An 18,278-nucleotide genomic window follows, 5' to 3' on the forward strand; every position below is an offset into this window, starting at 1 on the left:
TAAACATTACAAAATTACATTTTTCAGATTAGGAGTAATAGAAAATGAATACTTTTTTTGCACTTTTATTCGCACTAGGAATTATAACCACCGTAATTTTATTAATTACATCATTTGTGTTTCGTTTTTTAAAAAAGCAAAATGCAAAGAAACTTTTAAAGTATACAGGTATAGCTTTCATTGTCTCTATTATCTCAATTGTAGGATTCAATATGTCAATGACACCTGAAGACAAACAAAAGGCCTTAGAAGCTCAACAAGAAAAAGAAAAGCAAAAAGAAGAAGAGAAGAAAAATGCCGAAGAAAAAAGAAAGGCTGAGGAAAAACAAAAAGCTGAAGAAAAGAAATTAGCAGAGCAGAAAAAACAAGACGAGAAACAAAAACAAGAGGAAGAAAAGCAACTAGAGGAACAGAAAAAACAAGAAGAAAAGAAACTGGAAGAGCAGAAAAAACAAGAAGAAAAACAAAAACAGGAAGAGGAAAAGAAATTAGCAGAACAAAAGAAGCAAGAAGAATTTTCTGCTTATGCGCAAAATATTAAAGGCGGATCATTTATTAAAGACATAAAGATGACTAATAATGAAGCTGAAATTACATTTTATGATTCTTATGCATCTTATAAGTCTCAAAATCCTGACTCCAATGTGACAGAAGATACATATAAACAATATTTCGCAACTGGAGACGCTATTGAAAAAATGTTTGTAAGCGAACCAGCTAGGTTACTAAGACAATTCCCTGACTTAAATGCACTTAAAATGACTCTCCCATTCGATGGGAAAACATACAGCATAAACTTAGATCGAAAATCATTAAATAAATACATTGGATTCAAAATTGAAAGTTTAAAACCAGAAGACCAATCTTGGCAGAAAAAGTTTAGTGATCCGTATGTATATGATAAAGCAAAGCGTGCGGAATTTTTTAAGAAGTTTGTTACAGTACAATAATTTTGAAGTAAGACGCTAAAGTAGATTGCTTTTATTAAAATAACGGTTTTTTCAAAAGCCCTCTTCACGGGCTTTTCTTTTTGCAGTAAAATAAGAACAAACGTTCCTATTTTTAACAATGAGGTGAAGTTCATGGGATGGTCGTATCAAACTACCCTACTCGAAGATTGGATCACTGCATTTTATCGAAATCTCGGTATATGGAAACCAAGTGATTTATGTATCGATAAAATCGCACATCAATGCAATATCATACTTTTAAAAGAAACAGTAGAATCATACTACATAACGAATGACTACATGCAAATGATTGTGATTGATTCTCGATTATGCAAAGAAAAACAACGTGAAGTATTTTTTCATGAACTATGTCATGTGCTTCGTCATGCTGGCATGCAAGGAATGATGCCTCCAGCTTTTCGCGAGCTACAAGAATGGGATGCGGTACATTTTACCAAGTATGCTGCCATTCCAGCACACATGTTACAATATATTCGTCTTGAAAAAGACACTATTGTCGCTGATATGTCTGAGATGTTTGGAGTAACTCCAGAATTATGCAAGAAGCGCCTTGCACATATTCACAACAAAATTCAAATGAGGGAGCATTCAGCATGAAAGGACATATTCGAAAAAGAGGTTCAAAATATTGTATCGTTATTGATATCGGGCCAGATCCAGAGACGGGGAAACGACGTCAAAAGTGGTTTTCTGGGTATAGAACAAAAAAAGAAGCGGAAGCTGATGTTGCAAAAAAAATTACCGAGTTGAATGAAGGAACTTTTGTTGAGCCATCAAAAGTTACAGTTAAAACTTTTTTAATTGAATGGATTGAAGCAAAAAAGATTAACGTAAAGAAAAGCACCTATGATGAGTATAGGGGCATTATAAAAAATCACTTAGTCACTCATTTAGGTGAGATAAAGCTTGAAAAATTGAACGCTATGCACATTCAAAGATTCTATAGTAAATTAAGTGAAAGTATGGCTGCAAACACGATTAATTTAGTTCATACAGTTCTAAGTACAGCTTTGAATCAAGCAGTGAAATTCAAGCTAATTCCTTTTAATCCTGCAAGAATGGTAGAAAGCCCAAGAAAAGAAAAAACCTCATTCCAAGTGTGGGATGAGGAAGAAGTGAAACATTTTATACAAGCATCTCAAAAATCACGATATCACATTGCTTATGTATTGGCAATCACTACTGGTATGCGCATGGGTGAAATTTTAGGGCTTAGATGGCAAGACGTTGATTTCAAACATAAGACCATTTCAATAAATCAAACATTATCCCATGATTGCAAATTAATTTTAGACACAAAAACTAAAAATTCTAAGCGGCTTATTCCGATTGATGATGGAACTTTAGACGCTTTGCAAAAACATCAGTTACGTGTAAAACAAGAAAAATTAAAAGCCGGCCCTGCTTATCACAATTTTGATTTAGTTGTCTGTTCCCAGTTAGGTAATTTAGTGTTTCGCTCGCAATTTCATGTAAACTTTAAAACGTATATCGAAAAAGCTGGATTAAAAGTAATTCGCTTCCATGATTTACGTCATACGCACGCTACACTATTACTGAAACAAGGTGTACACCCAAAAATTGTATCCGAACGCTTAGGTCATAAAGATGTATTAATTACCTTGAACAAGTACTCTCATATTTTACCCGGAGTACAAGAAGAAGCAGTGAAAAACTTCGGAAAAAGCATCTTCGGATAACCAATGTTTGCAATTCGTTTGCAAACATATAAAAAACGCGGTTTCTGCTTACACAGAAACCGCGTCACATCAACGTTTGTTGACATTTATTTCTTAAATATTAGTAAAGAGTCATATATTGATCGCGTTCCCATTGGTGAACTTGTGTGCGGAACATATCCCACTCAATTTCTTTTGCTTCGATGAAATGCTCAAGTAAATGTTCACCTAATGCACCGCAAATAATTTCATTTGATTTTAATTCATTTAATGCTTGTGCTAATGTAGCTGGTAAGTCAATGATACCTGCTTGTTCACGTTCTTCTGGTGTCATCACATAAATATTGCGATCTACTGCAGGTGGTACCGCTAGTTTATTTTTAATTCCGTCAAGACCTGCTGCTAATAATACAGCCATTGCTAAGTATGGGTTTGCAGCTGGATCAACGCTACGTACTTCTACACGTGTACTTACACCGCGAGATGCAGGGATACGGATTAATGGGCTACGGTTTTGTGCAGACCATGCTACGTAACAAGGTGCTTCATATCCAGGTACTAAACGTTTGTAAGAGTTTACAGTTGGGTTTGTTACCGCTGTAAAGCTTGATGCGTGTTTCAAAATACCTGCGATGAAGTGGCGAGCATCGTCACTTAATTGTAAATCACCGTTTTGATCATAGAATACGTTCTCACCATTTTTGAATAGTGATAAGTTACAGTGCATACCAGAACCGTTTACACCAAATAGCGGTTTTGGCATGAATGTTGCGTGTAAACCGTGTTTACGTGCGATTGTTTTTACAACAAGTTTAAATGTTTGAATATCGTCACACGCTCTAATTGCACTTGCATATTTGAAATCAATTTCGTGTTGCCCTGGTGCAACTTCATGGTGAGATGCTTCGATTTCAAAGCCCATTTCTTCAAGTTCAAGAACGATATCACGACGGCAGTTTTCTCCTAAATCCATTGGTGCAAGGTCGAAGTATCCACCGTTATCATTTAATTCTAATGTTGGATTTCCTTTTTCATCAACTTTAAATAAGAAGAACTCTGGCTCTGGTCCAAGATTAAAATCAGTGAAGCCTAGTGCTTCCATTTCTTTTAACATACGTTTTAAGTTATTACGTGGGTCACCATCAAACGGTGTACCGTCCGCAGTGTAAATATCACAAATTAATCGTGCTACTTTTCCTTTTTCAGCAGTCCATGGAAATACTACCCATGTATCTAGGTCTGGATATAAGTACATGTCAGATTCTTCGATACGAACAAATCCTTCAATAGAAGATCCGTCAAACATCATTTTGTTATCTAGAGCTTTTGTTAACTGACTAACTGGAATTTCTACGTTTTTAATACTTCCTAAAAGATCCGTAAATTGTAGACGGATATACTTTACATTCTCTTCTTTCGCCAAGCGGAAAATATCTTCTTTTGTGTACTTTGCCATTTTAAATTCCTCCTTAGTCCCTCTAAACATCTTGAAAATTATCAATCATCAATGGAAAAACCTTGAAATATCACCTTGTCGTAAAGACGTTCGATTAAACCTGCCTGTATGTTGCAGTTCATCTCGAAGAATTTTACGAAGCTCAGATTTCGAAATTTCTTTCACTTCTTCTCTTACTTGTATCACTTCTGATTGATTTTCCTTCATTTGTAGTACTTGCTTAATACCAGCCATGTTTAAACCTTGATCTAACAAATCTTTAATCTCTAACAATTTATCTACATCGTTAAATGAAAATAATCTACGATTTCCTTTTGTACGGGTTGGGGAAATCAATTTATGTTCTTCATAATAACGAATTTGACGCGCAGATAATTGTGTTAAATCCATAACTATACTTATTGGAAACAGCGGGGCAGAACGTCGATCATGTTGTGTCACTTCAGTTCCTCCTTCGCCTTAACTTGATTCTCATTTTATATTATGTTATGTATCCTGTCAACAGATGTTAGCTTTTCTTACATGATTTTTTTAAAAATTTTTTCACACTTATTAAAATGTCTCAATTACCTACTTATATACAAAAAAGCTACCAAAATTGGCAGCTTTCATTTAAGAAATTACTAATAGATTTTTTTCAATAAGCGCATCAATAGCAGAACAAATCGCAATCTTCACATGCGAATACGTTAAGCCCCCCTGTACATACGCAACATAAGGCGGACGAATTGGACCATCTGCTGATAATTCAATACTCGCACCTTGAATAAATGTACCTGCAGCCATAATCACATCATCTTCATATCCAGGCATATAATTCGGATACGGCGTAAAATGCGAATTGATTGGTGATGCATATTGAATCGCTTGGCAAAATGCAATCATGCGTTCTTTATCATCAAATTGAACAGATTGTATTAAATCTGTTCGCGGTGCATTCCAAGTTGGCGATGTATTCATACCAAGCTGTTCTAAAAAGGCCGCTGTAAAGATTGCACCTTTTAATGCTTGACCAGCAACATGAGGCGCTAAGAAAAATCCTTGATACATCTCTTGTAAACTATATAAAGATGCACCAGCCTCCGCTCCGATGCCTGGAGATGTTAAACGATATGCACATGCTTCCACATATTGTTCTTTCCCAACAATGTAACCGCCCGTTTTCACGATGCCGCCACCTGGATTTTTAATAAGTGAACCCGCCATTAAATCCGCACCGACATGACATGGTTCAAGCTCTTCTACAAATTCTCCGTAACAGTTGTCTACGAACACAACGACATCAGGCTTAATTTCTTTTACAAATGCAATCATTTCTTTAATTTCGGCAATTGTAAATGACGGGCGAGTTGCATATCCCTTCGAACGCTGAATTCCAATCATTTTTGTATTTTCATGAATCGCCGCTTGCACTGCAGAAAAATCAACACGTCCCTCTTCTGTTAAAGCAACTGCCTGGTAACCGATGTTATACTCTTTAAATGAGCCAACACCTTTCCCACGAACACCAACAATTTCTTCTAACGTATCATACGGCTTCCCAGTTATATATAACAATTCGTCACCAGGGCGTAAAATCCCAAACAACGCTGTAGAGATTGCGTGAGTTCCAGAAATAATTTGCGGCCGTACAAGACCTGCTTCTGCCCCGAACACATCAGCATACACTTTTTCTAACGTATCACGACCGATATCATCATAGCCGTACCCTGTTGTCGGAATAAAGTGTGAGTCACTAATTTTATGACTACGAAAACTTTCTAATACACGAAATTGATTACTTTCAATTACTTCATCAATGCGTTTATGTATGTCTGCAATTTGTATTTCAACTTCTTTTACAATTGGAGCAATCTTTTCCCCATTCTTCAATCGATTAAACATCTTCTTTCTCTTCTCCTTTTCTGGCTGAATATCTATTGATCTGTCCGTTTAGCGGAGAATGAGCAAAAATATACCCTGTACATTCGTATACTTGCTTCTCTTCTTGAAACGTCATTTCTGTTAATACTGTTTCTGTTCTTAAAAGTGTCAACAATCTGCCTTCGCTTACCGGAATCCTTAATTCATATGAATCCATCCGCTTCATCATTTCTATTTCTACAACTTTTTTTAATTTCTCTAAATCCGCCGCATCAAAAGCACTCGTCATAATAAAATCATTCTTTGGGAATGGGATGAAGTTCGGATGTAACTTATCTTTTTTATTGTACACTGTAATAATTGGAATGTGGTCAAACTCAAGATCTTGCAGTAATTTTTTCACTGTCTCCTCATGCCCAATGTAATTTGGATCAGCTGAATCGATAACATGCAAAATAACATCCGCTTCATTTACTTCTTCTAGCGTGGAACGAAACGCTGCAACTAACGATGTTGGTAAATCTTGAATAAATCCAACTGTATCTGTTAATAAAACTGTATATCCACACGGCAACTGCATTTTACGCGTCGTCGGATCAAGTGTTGCAAACAATAAATCTTCCTCGAATGTATCAGCCGCCGTTAATCTGTTAAACAACGTAGATTTCCCAGCGTTTGTGTATCCAACTAAAGAAACTTGAAAGACTTGATTTTCTTTACGACGTTCACGATATCTCTTGCGGTGCTCTACCACACCAGAAAGCTGCCTTTTAATCTCATCGATACGAGAGCGAATATGACGACGATCCGTTTCTAACTTCGTTTCCCCTGGACCTCTTGTACCAATACCGCCACCAAGACGAGATAAAGCTTGTCCTTGTCCCACAAGACGAGGCAACGCATATTGAAGCTGCGCAAGTTCCACTTGTAATTTACCTTCTCTTGATTTCGCGCGCTGAGCAAAAATATCTAATATAAGCTGTGTACGATCAATGACTCTCGCGTCTAACTGTGCTGATAAATTTCGAATTTGACTCGGTGTTAATTCATTATTAAAAATAACAACATCTGGTTCTAGTTCTTCTACAAGTAGAGAAAGTTCTTCTAACTTCCCCTTCCCAACATACGTTGCCGGATGAAACTTAGAACGCTTTTGCGTCGTTGAAACCAACACTTCTGCTTGTGCGGTTTTCGCTAATGATGCTAATTCTTCCATCGAGTGTTCAAAACGTTCATCATCATCTTGCGGCAATTGACAGCCAACTAGTATCACTTTTTCTTTTTCTTCTATCAAATATGCTCACTCATCCTTTTCGAAAATTAAACCTTCTAATATAATAGCAGAGTAAGAACATTTCATCTAGTTAGTGAGGGAGAATTTCATGGCATGGGATTTATTTAGCATCATTGGTACAATTGCCTTCGCTTTAAGCGGAGCAATCATCGCGATGGAAGAAGAATACGATATTTTTGGGGTTTATATTTTAGGAATGGCAACTGCATTCGGGGGAGGAGCACTGCGTAATTTATTAATCGGTTATCCAATTGATGCGTTTTGGAAACAAGATATGTTATTTGAAATTGCAATTTTATCAATGACTATTATATTTTTATTCCCAAACAAACTTATCAAACATTGGAAACGCTGGGAAAATATCACTGATGCAATCGGTTTATCCGCTTTCGCAATTCAAGGTGCATTATATGCACAAAAACTAAACTTACCAATCAGTGCAACGATTGTTGCAGCTGTGTTAACAGGAATTGGCGGCGGTATTATCCGTGATTTATTGGCACGTCGTAAACCGCTCGTACTACGAGCTGAGGTTTATGCATTTTGGACGATTTTAGCTGGTTTTTTAATTGGAGCTAAAATCGTTACGAGTGACTGGGCATTATACGTTTTATTCGTTCTTATCGTATGTTTCCGTATGATTTCTATTCATTACAAATGGCATCTGCCACATCGCAGTGTAGAAAAGATAGAACATTTCAATGATAAAGTGAAACTTTAATCAGTGAGGAGGATCTTCCATTCCCCACTGATCATTAATTGAACCTATCAGGCACATATCAGCAGTTATCTCCACCTGTCTTCTTTATTTTCTTTGATCCTTAAGGTGGAGGTCTTACTGCCCGTTAATGCCGGATAAATAACAAATCAACCCTTTACTTCTGTAAAGGGTTTTTCTATTTCCCTTCGCTCTAACCAGAGATGAAATCTTAATTAAAAGTGCTGACCATCAATAGTGACAAAAAAATGCCACTAATAGAAGTTGTACTTTATTGCATGTTTTTTGTACCTATCCGTAAATACTATTTCTTAAAGAGAGGTGAGATAAATGACAAAACACGTAAATAAAGGTGCACAAAGAAGTTCCGTAGATCAATCTGGACATGATTTAAATTCAGCTTACGAAAAAAGCAAAAAAATGGAGAAATATCATAGAGAGTACCAACAAAAAGTCAAAGAAGAATAGGAGTGATATAGGATGGCAAAAGGAAATAACAAAAGCAACCGAGGACAACACAGTAGCGTTAACCCACAAGGAATTGCATCAGATGTAGCAGATCAAAGCCCAAAAAGTAAATTAGAACAACGCGCAAAAACAAAGAATACAAAATAAAACACGAAGCGTTACGCTTCGTGTTTTATTTTAAGCAATTTATCCTGCTACTTTTAAGCAGTAAAAGTTTCACTTTATAAACCGTGTGTTTCTTCTTCAAGTGTTAAATCACTACTTGAAATCGTAATTAAATCATATTTATCATACGCTTCTTCCTGAAGTAATCTCATCGCTTGTGTACGAATGGACTTTTCCACAATATTACGAACATAACGTCCGTTGCTAAAAGAAGTAATATGCGATGAATATTTTACCGCATTTAAATGATCACGAAGATTCCACTCTGCCTCTTTTGATAATTGATACTCCCGTTCATCGTACATACGTTTTCCAATTTCTAATAATTGATTGACCGTGTAATCAGAAAATTCAATAATGAAAGGGAAACGGGATTGTAACCCTGGATTTAGTGATAGAAAATGGTTCATCTCACGTGAGTACCCTGCTAAAATAAGTACAAAAGCATGCTGCTTATCTTCCATATGTTTAACGAGCGTATCAATCGCTTCTTTTCCAAAATCTTTTTCACCGCCACGCGCAAGCGAATAGGCCTCATCAATAAACAAAATCCCGCCCATTGCTTTTCGAATAAGATCACGTGTTTTTTGTGCAGTATGCCCAATATATTCACCAACTAAGTCCGCCCGTTCCGCTTCAACTAAATGCCCTTTTGATAAAACATTCATTTCAAACAATAATTTCCCAATCATTCTAGCAACAGTTGTTTTCCCCGTTCCTGGATTACCTTTAAATAACATATGAAGGACTTGTTTCTCTGATTTCAACCCCATTTCTTGCCGTTTTTTATTTACATAAATCCATGCGTAAATTTCCTTTATAATTTTTTTAATTTCCTGCATTCCAACAAGCTTGCTCATTTCTTCTTCAATCCGTTGTAACATTTCATGTTTTGTAACAGTTTCGTTTGAAAGATTTGGCTTTTGTTCTGGCGAAGAAACAGAAATTTTCTTTCGGTGATTTAGCACAATGTTAATTTGATTATTATTCTTCTTTCGCATCGACTGTTCCATACAATCACCTCACCTTTATCATTTCACTGACGATTATTGTCAAAATTTGCGCTTTCCCAAGAAATAAACTTTTTCTGAAAATTTTTGGTATAATGTAAGAAAACTAGGGTGGTGGGACTATGACAACAAAAGAACTTGATGATACAGTACAAGCTTTCTCTGCTTATTTATTCAACAAGGGTCGGAAGCCTTCAACTATTAAGCGATACGTCTATGACATTGAAGATTTTGTTCATTGGTTACAAAAGAACAAAAAAATTTCTTCTAATAATATATGGGGGACTCTTTGTACAAAAGACTATGAAGATTATTTTTCAGACTTAAAAATGAAACGTCATTACTCCGAAAAAACAATGCACCGTGTTTTTATTGTCTTAAATCGACTGTATGATTTTTTAAACCTACCTAGCCCACTTAAAGATATGGAACTTGTTATACAGCCAGATCGAGCATTACGAGATGCAGATTTCATTTCAACACAAGAAGAACAGCGTTTAAAATATATTTTAACTTCTTTAGAAGGGCTTTCAGACAAACAACGTCCTGTACGTCCGTTACTCATGGATCGAAACGTATGTATTATTATGATTTTGCTTGATTACGGTTTATCACTACAAGAGCTCGTTTCACTAAATATGCATCACGTTCATTTTGAAAATAATACATTATCTATTCCAGCTGTATCCGGAATAGAACGAATCATTACATTAACAGAAGAAGATAAAAAAAAGTTATATCATTACTACAAGAAAATTCCCGAACCAGTACGTCCAAAATACCATAGCACAGATCCATTATTTGTAGCTTTTGATTTTAACCGAAATACATTCCGCTGGGTATACGAAAATGACGCTCCAAAAGCATTAACAGAAATTGCTGTACAAAAAATGATTCGGCTTGAAGTAGCACGCGCCGGGCTGCGAAAAGGAATTTCTGGTCAACATTTACGAAATACATTTATTTTACGCCTCATCCAAAACCATGTTCCAGAACAAGAAATTATGAAGCGAATTGGTTTCAAATCAAAGATTTCATTAAAAAGATATTATAACTATGCAAAGCAAAAAGAAAACGCCTCATAATAGGCGTTTTTGTTATTTTTCATAGAAACTGCTCGTTCTCCTATTCCTTTTTATATGCTACTTGCATCTACTATGATAGGTTTTTCACTATCACAATTAGGAAGGAGACTTTCAATGTCTTATTTTAAAGCCAATCAGAAAAAAATCTCAAAACCTTATTTTCCAAAACAATCTGACCGACTTCCAGCTGTTCATTACCCCCCTGCTCCAGAATCGTACGGCAACCTTTTTTCAAAAACACTAAATGACTTAACTGCTATAATTCCAACTGCATTTTCGAACCCATCACAATCTAACATGAAGAAACTTATAAACATATTAGAAATACTAAAAGGGGGGCTGAAACGTTTAAACTTAACACTTACACAGCAAGAAACTGGCATTGCGATTGTCGAAAATTTAATTACCATTTTGAACGAGAAACCTTTTGCAGCAAATACAGTATATATTGAATTACAAAATTTACTCAACTTTTCACTGCATATTACAAAATTATCTATGATGAATCATCATGGATTCGAAAATATCATTGAGCAAACAGAAGAATTACAAATAACTTTACTACAAATTACGCCAATCGGAATGAATGGCCAATTTCAAGGTAACCATGAACTTCTAGACGAACTCAACCTCCAGGGTAAACTCGAACTTTTAGACGAACAGGAACTTTCAGAAGAACTCAGACTCCAGGATGGACTTGAACTTTTAGACGAACAGGAACTTTCAGAAGAACTCGGTCTCCAGGATGGACTTGAACTTTTAGACGAACAGGAACTTTCAGAAGAACTCAGACTCCAGGATGGACTTGAACTTTTAGACGAACAGGAACTTTCAGAAGAACTCGGACTCCAGGATGGACTCGAACTTTTAGACGAACAGGAACTTTCAGAAGAACTCGGATTCCAGGATGGACTCGAACTTTTAGACGAACAGGAACTTTCAGAAGAACTCGGACTCCAGGATGGACTCGAACTTTTAAACGAACAGGAACTTTCAGAAGAACTCGGACTCCAGGATGGACTCGAACTTTTAGACGAACAGGAACTTTCAGAAGAACTCGGACTTCAGAATGGACTCGAACTTTTAGGAAAATAAGGGCATGAAGATAAGAAACTTCGAAGGAACGAGGACCAACAGGATCTAATTCCTCAACATCGACCTGTATAATAAAAGCCAACACCTTTACAATCTGTAAAGCCGGCTCAAAATATCCATTTCAACATAAAGTGAAACTTCCATCAGTAGGAGATGAAGCCCCCTACTGATGGTTAGTTGAACCAATCGGGCTTTTACGGGCGGGATAAATTTTCAATCAAAAAGATCCATTCCCAATCATCGAAATAGATGACACAACAGCTAGACTCTCTATCTTATGTATCCATTAAAAGATTTCGCATTAGGATTCCTGTATATTTTGAGCATAAAAAAAGAGCGAATGATTCGCTCTTTTTGCTATGTACAATTCTTTACTATTCTAATTCGATTGAAACATTCTTTTGTGGAACAAATGTAGAAATTGCATGCTTATAAATAAGCTGTTGCTTACCTTCCGTTTCCAACAGTACAGTAAAATTATCGAAACCTTTAATTAGACCACGAAGTTGGAAACCATTTAATAAGTACAGCGTGACAAACGTATTCTCTTTACGGAGTTGGTTTAAAAATTGATCTTGAATATTGATTGATTGCTTCATGTCGAATCCTCCTCTTTTTCTCTACTTACTTATTATTCGACTTAAGTTGTTGCTTTCCTTCTATATACTCTAAAATTTCTATGTTTTTTTCACCGCTTGTAACGTCAAACCAATTAACATCCATTTTATTACGGAACCAAGTTAACTGCCGTTTTGCATAGCGACGTGAATTTGTTTTCAAAGCCATCACAGCTTCTTCTAACGAAGTTTTCCCTTCAAAATACTCATACAGTTCTTTATAACCAATCGCTTGAATAGACTGACAATTACGAACTCCTTCTTCATACAAACGCTCAACTTCAGCTAATAAGCCTTGCTCCATCATAATATCTACACGTAAATTAATGCGACTATATAATAAATCTCGATCCATTGTTAAACCAATTAAAGCAACATCATATAGCAACTCATTTTCCTGTTGTTCTAATTGATCGCTCATTGTCTTCCCTGTTGTATGAAAAATTTCTAAAGCACGAATCACACGTCTCACATTGTTTGGATGAATACGCTTTGCACTTATCGGATCAACCTCTTCTAGCTTCCTATGTATATACTCTACACCATATTCCTCCGCCTCTTGTTCTAGCTGTTTACGGTACATATGATCTCCCGGTTCATCAGAGAACTGGTAATCATACAACACAGATTGTATATATAAACCTGTTCCACCAACAATAATAGGTAGTTTACCACGTTTTGTAATATCTGCTATATGACCGCGCACAAGTTCTTGAAACTCAGCAACGGAAAATGGATCTTCTGGATTTTTTATATCAATCATATAATGCGGGATTCCATCCATTTCTTCTTCCGTAACTTTCGCCGTACCTATATCCATATTACGATAGATCTGCATTGAATCGCCACTAATAATTTCTCCATTTAACGCTTTTGCCAGTTCAATGCTAAGCTTTGTCTTTCCAACTGCAGTTGGTCCAATAATAACAATAACTTTGTCCCGTTTTTCTTCTCCCATACACTTCAACTCTCTTTATGTAAAGTTATCCATCTGATTATTATACCCAATCTTACCAATTTTAACAGTCAAAATGCAAGTTATCCCATTACGGTAATTGAAATTATATACACTTGTTAAAAAATATAATCTATTTTGCATGTTTTGTCCAACCACTTCATATACATGTTAAAAACGAAAACGGAGATGATACTATGAAAGTTGGACAAGCTACTATTGATTTTCGCTCGTTACTAGAAGATTTAATTTTAGCAACAGCAACAAAAGAAAAAAATTGCTCTCAGGAAGAATTATACTTTGCACTAAGCTGTTTACTGCGTTCGTTTCATCCAATACTTACAGCTGAAGAAACAGATATAAAAACGACTGAATATATACAAACACAGTTTTACACCGCATATAACATCTTGACAGGCCGAACAATATATCCATTCTAAATAATCTTCCAGCTTGATCTAATTGTTTAAGAATTCGTCCACGACAGTTTTTAAGAGGCTTTTAGGTTCATCTTGTACCCTTCTGCCACTTCATACGCATAACTTACAATAATGCTCTCAACAAAAGGTTTCTCTCCGCTAATTTCCGTTTTTTCATCCATCTTTAATTTGATATTAATAAATCTTCATTATTAGGCTATTTCTATTACAATAAGCGCTTCCGTAACAGTTGTCAGTGCGCTTTCTACCAACGCAAACATATCTTGGTAGGAAAATTAACAAACAAAAAACACCTCTCAAAAGAAGTGTTTTTTGTTTGTTTATAACGATGCATGATAAATATCTAAAACATCCTGCTTGTTCAACTTTTTAAACTGTCCAAACTCACCGTATACCATTGCTTTTTCAGCCATGACATCAATTTGATTTTCAGCAATCTCGTAATCCGCTAAACGAGCTGGTGCTCCGATAGATGTCCAAAATTGACGTAATGCTTCAATACCTTCTAACGCTATATCAACATCAGTTTTACCTTCTGTTTGAACATGAAATACTCGAATTGCAAATTGTTTAAAACGATCTACGTTTTCATGTAAAACATGTTTCATCCAATTTGGGAATAAAATTGCTAAGCCGCCGCCATGCGGAATATCATACACTGCTGAAACAGCATGCTCAATATTATGCGTTGCCCAATCTCCGCGTACACCCATCGCTAAAATACCATTTAACGCCATTGTACCGCAATATAAAATAGTCTCACGGTGCTCATAACTTTCTAAATCGTGCAGTAACTTCGGCGCTGTCTCAATAACCGTTTGTAAAATAGATTCACAGTATCGATCTTGCAGCACTGTATTGGTACCTTGGTGAAAATATTGCTCTAGTACGTGCGACATAATATCAACGATACCGTAAATTGTTTGATTACGCGGTACAGAGATTGTGTGATTCGGATCTAAAATAGAAAATTGCGGGAATGTCACTGGACTACCCCAGCCATACTTTTCGTTTGTTTCCCAATTTGTAATAACAGACCCTGCATTCATTTCAGAACCTGTTGCCGCAAGAGTTAACACTGTCCCAAAAGGCAATGCTTCTGTTGCAATAACTTTTTTCGTAACAAGATCCCATGCATCTCCATCATATTTGCTGCCAGCCGCAATAGCTTTTGTACAGTCTATTACACTGCCACCACCCACAGCTAATATAAACTCGATATCATTTTCTTTACAAATTTGAATACCTTTATGTACTGTTGATAAACGTGGATTGGGTTCGACACCACTTAACTCAAAAATTTCGGCATTCATTTCTTTTAGCATAGATATCACGTTATTATAAATTCCATTTTGTTTAATACTTCCACCACCATATACGAGTAAAACTTTTTTCCCATACTGTGGCACCTCTGTTTTCAATTGCTCTAATTGACCTTTTCCAAAAATAAGCTTTGTTGGATTACGAAACACAAAGTTTTGCATACTTTTCATCCTTCCTTTAAAAAAGTAACTATACTTTTATATATCATATATTTAGCTTTTTACAAAAATATTTGCTTATACAAAAAAAGAATCTCAGTTAAAACTGAGACCCTTTTAATAATAAGGTGAAATCATTAAGTATACAATAACACCAGAAAGACTTACATATAACCAAATCGGCATCGTCCAACGTACAATTTTACGATGGCGAGTCAGTTGATTTGTAAATCCGAATACTAAAGAAAATAATGCAAGCGGTACAATAATAGCAGCAAGGAAAATATGTGTAATTAAAATAAAGAAATATACATATTTAATGATTCCTTCTCCGCCAAAATGCGTTGCTGGTGCTAAATAATGATACGTTAAATACGAAACACAAAATAACAATGTTGTTGTAAATGCTGCAAGAATAAATCCCTTATGTAGATTTACATTCTTTTTAATAATTGAATACAATGCTGCGATTAAAAACACAAATGTAAAGCTATTAAAAATCGCATTTAACATCGGCAAAATTTTCACATCAAAATGTACTTCTCCTTTGTAACCAATCGGTCCAAAAAATAAGAACAAAATAATTGCATTGACGACCACAGAAAGCGTTATTACAACAGGAGCATAGCTCTTCTGTTTAACAGAACGATCAGTCAAATTGTTCACTCCCTCATTCTTCTTAAAGTATATAGTAACTTCATTATTTTAACATATTATCAACAGTGTAAATGTGACAAATGTTTGAAATAATTATATAAAGTGAAGCTTTCATCAATCAAACGAATACAAGTAGTTATCTTCACCTATATTTTTCGTTTTCTCAAACCCTTAAGACAAGGGACCTACTATCTACAAATGCAGGATAAAAATAAAAAATCCTCCTTAAGTCTTTTACCACTTAAGAAGGATTGTATCGTTTCACACTAAAAATTTCAAATTATAATGTCTTTTTTAGTTTTTATTTAAAAACATATCGCTATATGCTTGAAACATCTCAATTAATTGATAGCTTATAAGAGAAATTGCTGTTAATGAAAAGAATCCAATTAATAGAAAACGAATCCACATACGAATCTCCTCCTTTTATCATTCATTTAAAATCTAAATGACAAATCGGATTACAGTGGTCGTCTCCTTCTTTTTTCTTTACAACAGCAGTAATGTAACGAATAAAGAATATAATAATTAAAGGGAAATATACATGCTTTATATTTGTCTGTTTTAGAGATATTTTCCCTTGTACGTCGGATGGGGACGTTAAAGAAAAATCAGCGCCATTCATTCGCGCATATAAAAAGACGAATTGGATACATAATAAAATACTTACAATTGAAATGATATCTTCCCAATCAGTTGTACTCAAAAAATTATATATATCTAGCACATATTCCTCCAACGTTACCCCTCCCTTCTTTTTTCCCTATTTTCCTCGTGTTCGTATAAAAAGTCAAGAAAAATATTTTATATTCACCATGACAATAGGGATTACATATAATGGTATCCCCTAATCGCTTGATCTCCACTTAGTCAATATTGAAATTCATTTCCTTCACTTTCCTTATTACATTACACATATAAGCCTAGAAGACGATTATTTTGATTATAATTGTAAAATTTCAATAATAAGAAAAATCACTATTACTCATACATCTTTTTTCTTCGAATAACATTTTATATTTCATCTTTGTAATCTTGCTCTTACATTCATAAATCCGTACATACGTACCCCATTCAGGATATACTGATTTCAGAGGTGGTTATATGAAAAGCGAAAGATCAACACGCCATGAAAATATTCAAAGAGAAACTCCCAAGTATCAAGATTTAATGACAGATGAAAGATGGCAAGCGATTGTACACAATAATCCATCATATGATGACAAATTTTATTACGCTGTAAAAACAACAGGTATTTTTTGTCGCCCGTCTTGCAAGTCTCGCGTACCTAACAGAAACAATGTACGAATTTTTCTTAATGCACAGCAAGCTCTCTCAGAAAAGTTTCGTCCTTGTAAACGATGTAAGCCAAATAGACTAAGGCTACCTGAAGAAGACTGGATAGCGCAAATTACGGAATACATTGATAACCATTACTGCGAAAAATTAACGCTTATAATACTAGCAAATACATGTCACGGTAGCCCTTATCATTTACAGCGCACATTTAAGAAGATTAAAGGAATAACTCCAATTGAATATATACAACAAACACGTATTTCCAAAGCTATGCAATACCTTACTCATACGAATCATACAATTATGGAGATCAGTTTTGCTGTAGGTATACCGAATACCGCACATTTTGCAACCCTATTTAAAAAGAAAACAGGATATACACCTACAGATTATCGAAGAATGAATCGCACAAAAGAGGTGAAATAAAATGACATCAAAAACAAATCAAACAATCTATTGGACATCATTTGTTTATGGAAAATGGAGTATGTATATTGCAGCGACATCAAAAGGACTATGTTATATAGGCTCTCAAAATCAATCTTTTGAAGAGTTATCAAATTGGGTTAATAAACGATTACCGCAGTATACTTTGGTACAAGACGACCAAAAATCACAACCATATGTTGATGAATTAATAGAGTATTTTAAGGGACAACGCAAGACTTTTTCATGTCCTGTTCATATTATCGGAACACCATTCCAATTAACAGTTTGGAATGCATTATGTGACATTCCTTATGGACAAACTTATTCATATTCGGATATTGCAGAGTTAATCCAAAAACCAAAATCAGTACGTGCAGTAGGTACCGCAATCGGAACTAATCCCGTTTTAATTGTAATTCCTTGTCACCGCGTCATTGGAAAGAATGGAAAATTAACTGGATTTAGAGGTGGCTTAGAAATGAAGAAGCAGCTACTAATGCTTGAAAAGTAAATGAAAAATGATAAAAATACCAATAAAAGAGATACCCGTATTATATAAGTATAAAAACCCGAATATTTTCAAATTTGTATTAGGG

At 35.3% G+C, this 18,278-nt stretch carries 21 protein-coding genes; 11 read left to right on the forward strand and 10 right to left on the reverse strand.

Going from position 1 to position 18,278, the window contains the following annotated elements:
• Nucleotides 1-44 precede the first annotated feature (44 nt).
• The 3 genes from NKR74_RS15015 to NKR74_RS15025 all read left to right on the forward strand — a co-directional run bounded on the left by NKR74_RS15015 (nt 45) and on the right by NKR74_RS15025 (nt 2,671).
• Nucleotides 45-950 carry a hypothetical protein gene (locus NKR74_RS15015; protein WP_253630116.1) on the forward strand — a complete coding sequence of 302 codons (906 nt, stop codon included), beginning with the start codon at nt 45-47 and terminating at the stop codon, nt 948-950.
• Nucleotides 951-1,082: 132 nt separating this feature from the next.
• Complete coding sequence (locus NKR74_RS15020; RefSeq protein ID WP_253630117.1) at nt 1,083-1,568, forward strand: ImmA/IrrE family metallo-endopeptidase; 486 nt, start codon at nt 1,083-1,085, stop codon at nt 1,566-1,568.
• Nucleotides 1,565-2,671 (forward strand): site-specific integrase, encoded by a 1,107-nt coding sequence (locus NKR74_RS15025; RefSeq protein ID WP_253630118.1) that lies wholly within the window; start codon nt 1,565-1,567, stop codon nt 2,669-2,671. Before NKR74_RS15020 ends, NKR74_RS15025 begins: the two co-directional genes overlap by 4 nt.
• A 100-nt stretch (nt 2,672-2,771) precedes the next feature.
• On the opposite strand, the gene glnA is transcribed toward NKR74_RS15025, so the two are convergent.
• From glnA to hflX, 4 genes are all read right to left on the reverse strand, one after another.
• Entirely contained in the window at nt 2,772-4,106 is a 1,335-nt protein-coding gene (gene glnA, locus NKR74_RS15030) for a type I glutamate--ammonia ligase (RefSeq protein WP_098311107.1), read from the reverse strand.
• Nucleotides 4,107-4,154: 48 nt separating this feature from the next.
• Nucleotides 4,155-4,496: a MerR family transcriptional regulator gene (locus NKR74_RS15035; RefSeq protein ID WP_098311113.1), complete on the reverse strand. Its 342-nt coding sequence runs from the start codon at nt 4,494-4,496 to the stop codon at nt 4,155-4,157.
• A 222-nt stretch (nt 4,497-4,718) separates the two neighbouring features.
• Nucleotides 4,719-5,990: a methionine gamma-lyase family protein gene (locus tag NKR74_RS15040; protein WP_253630119.1), complete on the reverse strand. Its 1,272-nt coding sequence runs from the start codon at nt 5,988-5,990 to the stop codon at nt 4,719-4,721.
• On the reverse strand, nt 5,983-7,260 hold the full coding sequence (gene hflX / locus NKR74_RS15045; protein WP_141525103.1) for a GTPase HflX: 1,278 nt from the start codon (nt 7,258-7,260) through the stop codon (nt 5,983-5,985). Before hflX ends, NKR74_RS15040 begins: the two co-directional genes overlap by 8 nt.
• A 91-nt stretch (nt 7,261-7,351) precedes the next feature.
• Between hflX and NKR74_RS15050 the strand changes: the two genes are divergently transcribed.
• The 3 genes from NKR74_RS15050 (at nt 7,352) to NKR74_RS23970 (ending at nt 8,596) form a co-directional block, all read left to right on the forward strand.
• A complete protein-coding gene (locus NKR74_RS15050) occupies nt 7,352-7,984 on the forward strand; it encodes a trimeric intracellular cation channel family protein (protein ID WP_098311110.1) in 633 nt (210 codons plus the stop codon).
• 327 nt (nt 7,985-8,311) lie between these two features.
• Nucleotides 8,312-8,449 (forward strand): hypothetical protein, encoded by a 138-nt coding sequence (locus NKR74_RS15055; protein ID WP_176524747.1) that lies wholly within the window; start codon nt 8,312-8,314, stop codon nt 8,447-8,449.
• Nucleotides 8,450-8,461: 12 nt separating this feature from the next.
• The gene (locus tag NKR74_RS23970; protein ID WP_255258187.1) at nt 8,462-8,596 is read left to right on the forward strand and encodes a hypothetical protein; all 135 of its coding nucleotides are present in this window, start codon (nt 8,462-8,464) and stop codon (nt 8,594-8,596) included.
• Between the two features lie 74 nt (nt 8,597-8,670).
• On the opposite strand, the gene spoVK is transcribed toward NKR74_RS23970, so the two are convergent.
• Nucleotides 8,671-9,627, reverse strand: a complete 957-nt coding sequence (spoVK, locus tag NKR74_RS15060; RefSeq protein WP_098311111.1) for a stage V sporulation protein K — start codon at nt 9,625-9,627, stop codon at nt 8,671-8,673.
• 119 nt (nt 9,628-9,746) lie between these two features.
• Between spoVK and NKR74_RS15065 the strand changes: the two genes are divergently transcribed.
• Together NKR74_RS15065 and NKR74_RS15070 are read left to right on the forward strand one after the other, a co-directional pair.
• Nucleotides 9,747-10,709 (forward strand): tyrosine-type recombinase/integrase, encoded by a 963-nt coding sequence (locus NKR74_RS15065; protein WP_253630120.1) that lies wholly within the window; start codon nt 9,747-9,749, stop codon nt 10,707-10,709.
• A 114-nt stretch (nt 10,710-10,823) separates the two neighbouring features.
• A complete protein-coding gene (locus tag NKR74_RS15070) occupies nt 10,824-11,804 on the forward strand; it encodes a collagen-like repeat preface domain-containing protein (protein ID WP_253630121.1) in 981 nt (326 codons plus the stop codon).
• Between the two features lie 374 nt (nt 11,805-12,178).
• Here the strand turns inward: NKR74_RS15070 and hfq are convergent, their stop codons facing one another.
• Complete coding sequence (gene hfq / locus NKR74_RS15075; protein WP_000813896.1) at nt 12,179-12,403, reverse strand: RNA chaperone Hfq; 225 nt, start codon at nt 12,401-12,403, stop codon at nt 12,179-12,181.
• Between the two features lie 25 nt (nt 12,404-12,428).
• Nucleotides 12,429-13,379 carry a tRNA (adenosine(37)-N6)-dimethylallyltransferase MiaA gene (gene miaA, locus NKR74_RS15080; RefSeq protein ID WP_098311216.1) on the reverse strand — a complete coding sequence of 317 codons (951 nt, stop codon included), beginning with the start codon at nt 13,377-13,379 and terminating at the stop codon, nt 12,429-12,431.
• A gap of 194 nt (nt 13,380-13,573) precedes the next feature.
• Between miaA and NKR74_RS15085 the strand changes: the two genes are divergently transcribed.
• Entirely contained in the window at nt 13,574-13,816 is a 243-nt protein-coding gene (locus NKR74_RS15085; RefSeq protein WP_098311217.1) for a hypothetical protein, read from the forward strand.
• Between the two features lie 320 nt (nt 13,817-14,136).
• Here the strand turns inward: NKR74_RS15085 and NKR74_RS15090 are convergent, their stop codons facing one another.
• The 3 genes from NKR74_RS15090 to NKR74_RS15100 all read right to left on the reverse strand — a co-directional run bounded on the left by NKR74_RS15090 (nt 14,137) and on the right by NKR74_RS15100 (nt 16,693).
• Nucleotides 14,137-15,300 carry an iron-containing alcohol dehydrogenase gene (locus NKR74_RS15090; protein WP_253630122.1) on the reverse strand — a complete coding sequence of 388 codons (1,164 nt, stop codon included), beginning with the start codon at nt 15,298-15,300 and terminating at the stop codon, nt 14,137-14,139.
• A gap of 114 nt (nt 15,301-15,414) precedes the next feature.
• Nucleotides 15,415-15,954 carry a DUF420 domain-containing protein gene (locus tag NKR74_RS15095; RefSeq protein ID WP_098311219.1) on the reverse strand — a complete coding sequence of 180 codons (540 nt, stop codon included), beginning with the start codon at nt 15,952-15,954 and terminating at the stop codon, nt 15,415-15,417.
• A 433-nt stretch (nt 15,955-16,387) separates the two neighbouring features.
• Entirely contained in the window at nt 16,388-16,693 is a 306-nt protein-coding gene (locus NKR74_RS15100; protein WP_098311221.1) for a hypothetical protein, read from the reverse strand.
• Nucleotides 16,694-17,124: 431 nt separating this feature from the next.
• Between NKR74_RS15100 and NKR74_RS15105 the strand changes: the two genes are divergently transcribed.
• Both NKR74_RS15105 and NKR74_RS15110 read left to right on the forward strand, forming a co-directional pair.
• A complete protein-coding gene (locus NKR74_RS15105) occupies nt 17,125-17,679 on the forward strand; it encodes a bifunctional transcriptional activator/DNA repair enzyme AdaA (protein ID WP_253631166.1) in 555 nt (184 codons plus the stop codon).
• Nucleotide 17,680: 1 nt separating this feature from the next.
• Nucleotides 17,681-18,193: a methylated-DNA--[protein]-cysteine S-methyltransferase gene (locus NKR74_RS15110; protein ID WP_253630123.1), complete on the forward strand. Its 513-nt coding sequence runs from the start codon at nt 17,681-17,683 to the stop codon at nt 18,191-18,193.
• The last annotated feature ends 85 nt before the right edge of the window (nt 18,194-18,278 follow it).

Origin of the sequence: Bacillus sp. 3103sda1 (genome assembly GCF_024159135.1) — a bacterium.
Classification (GTDB): Bacteria; Bacillota; Bacilli; order Bacillales; family Bacillaceae_G; genus Bacillus_A; species Bacillus_A rhizoplanae.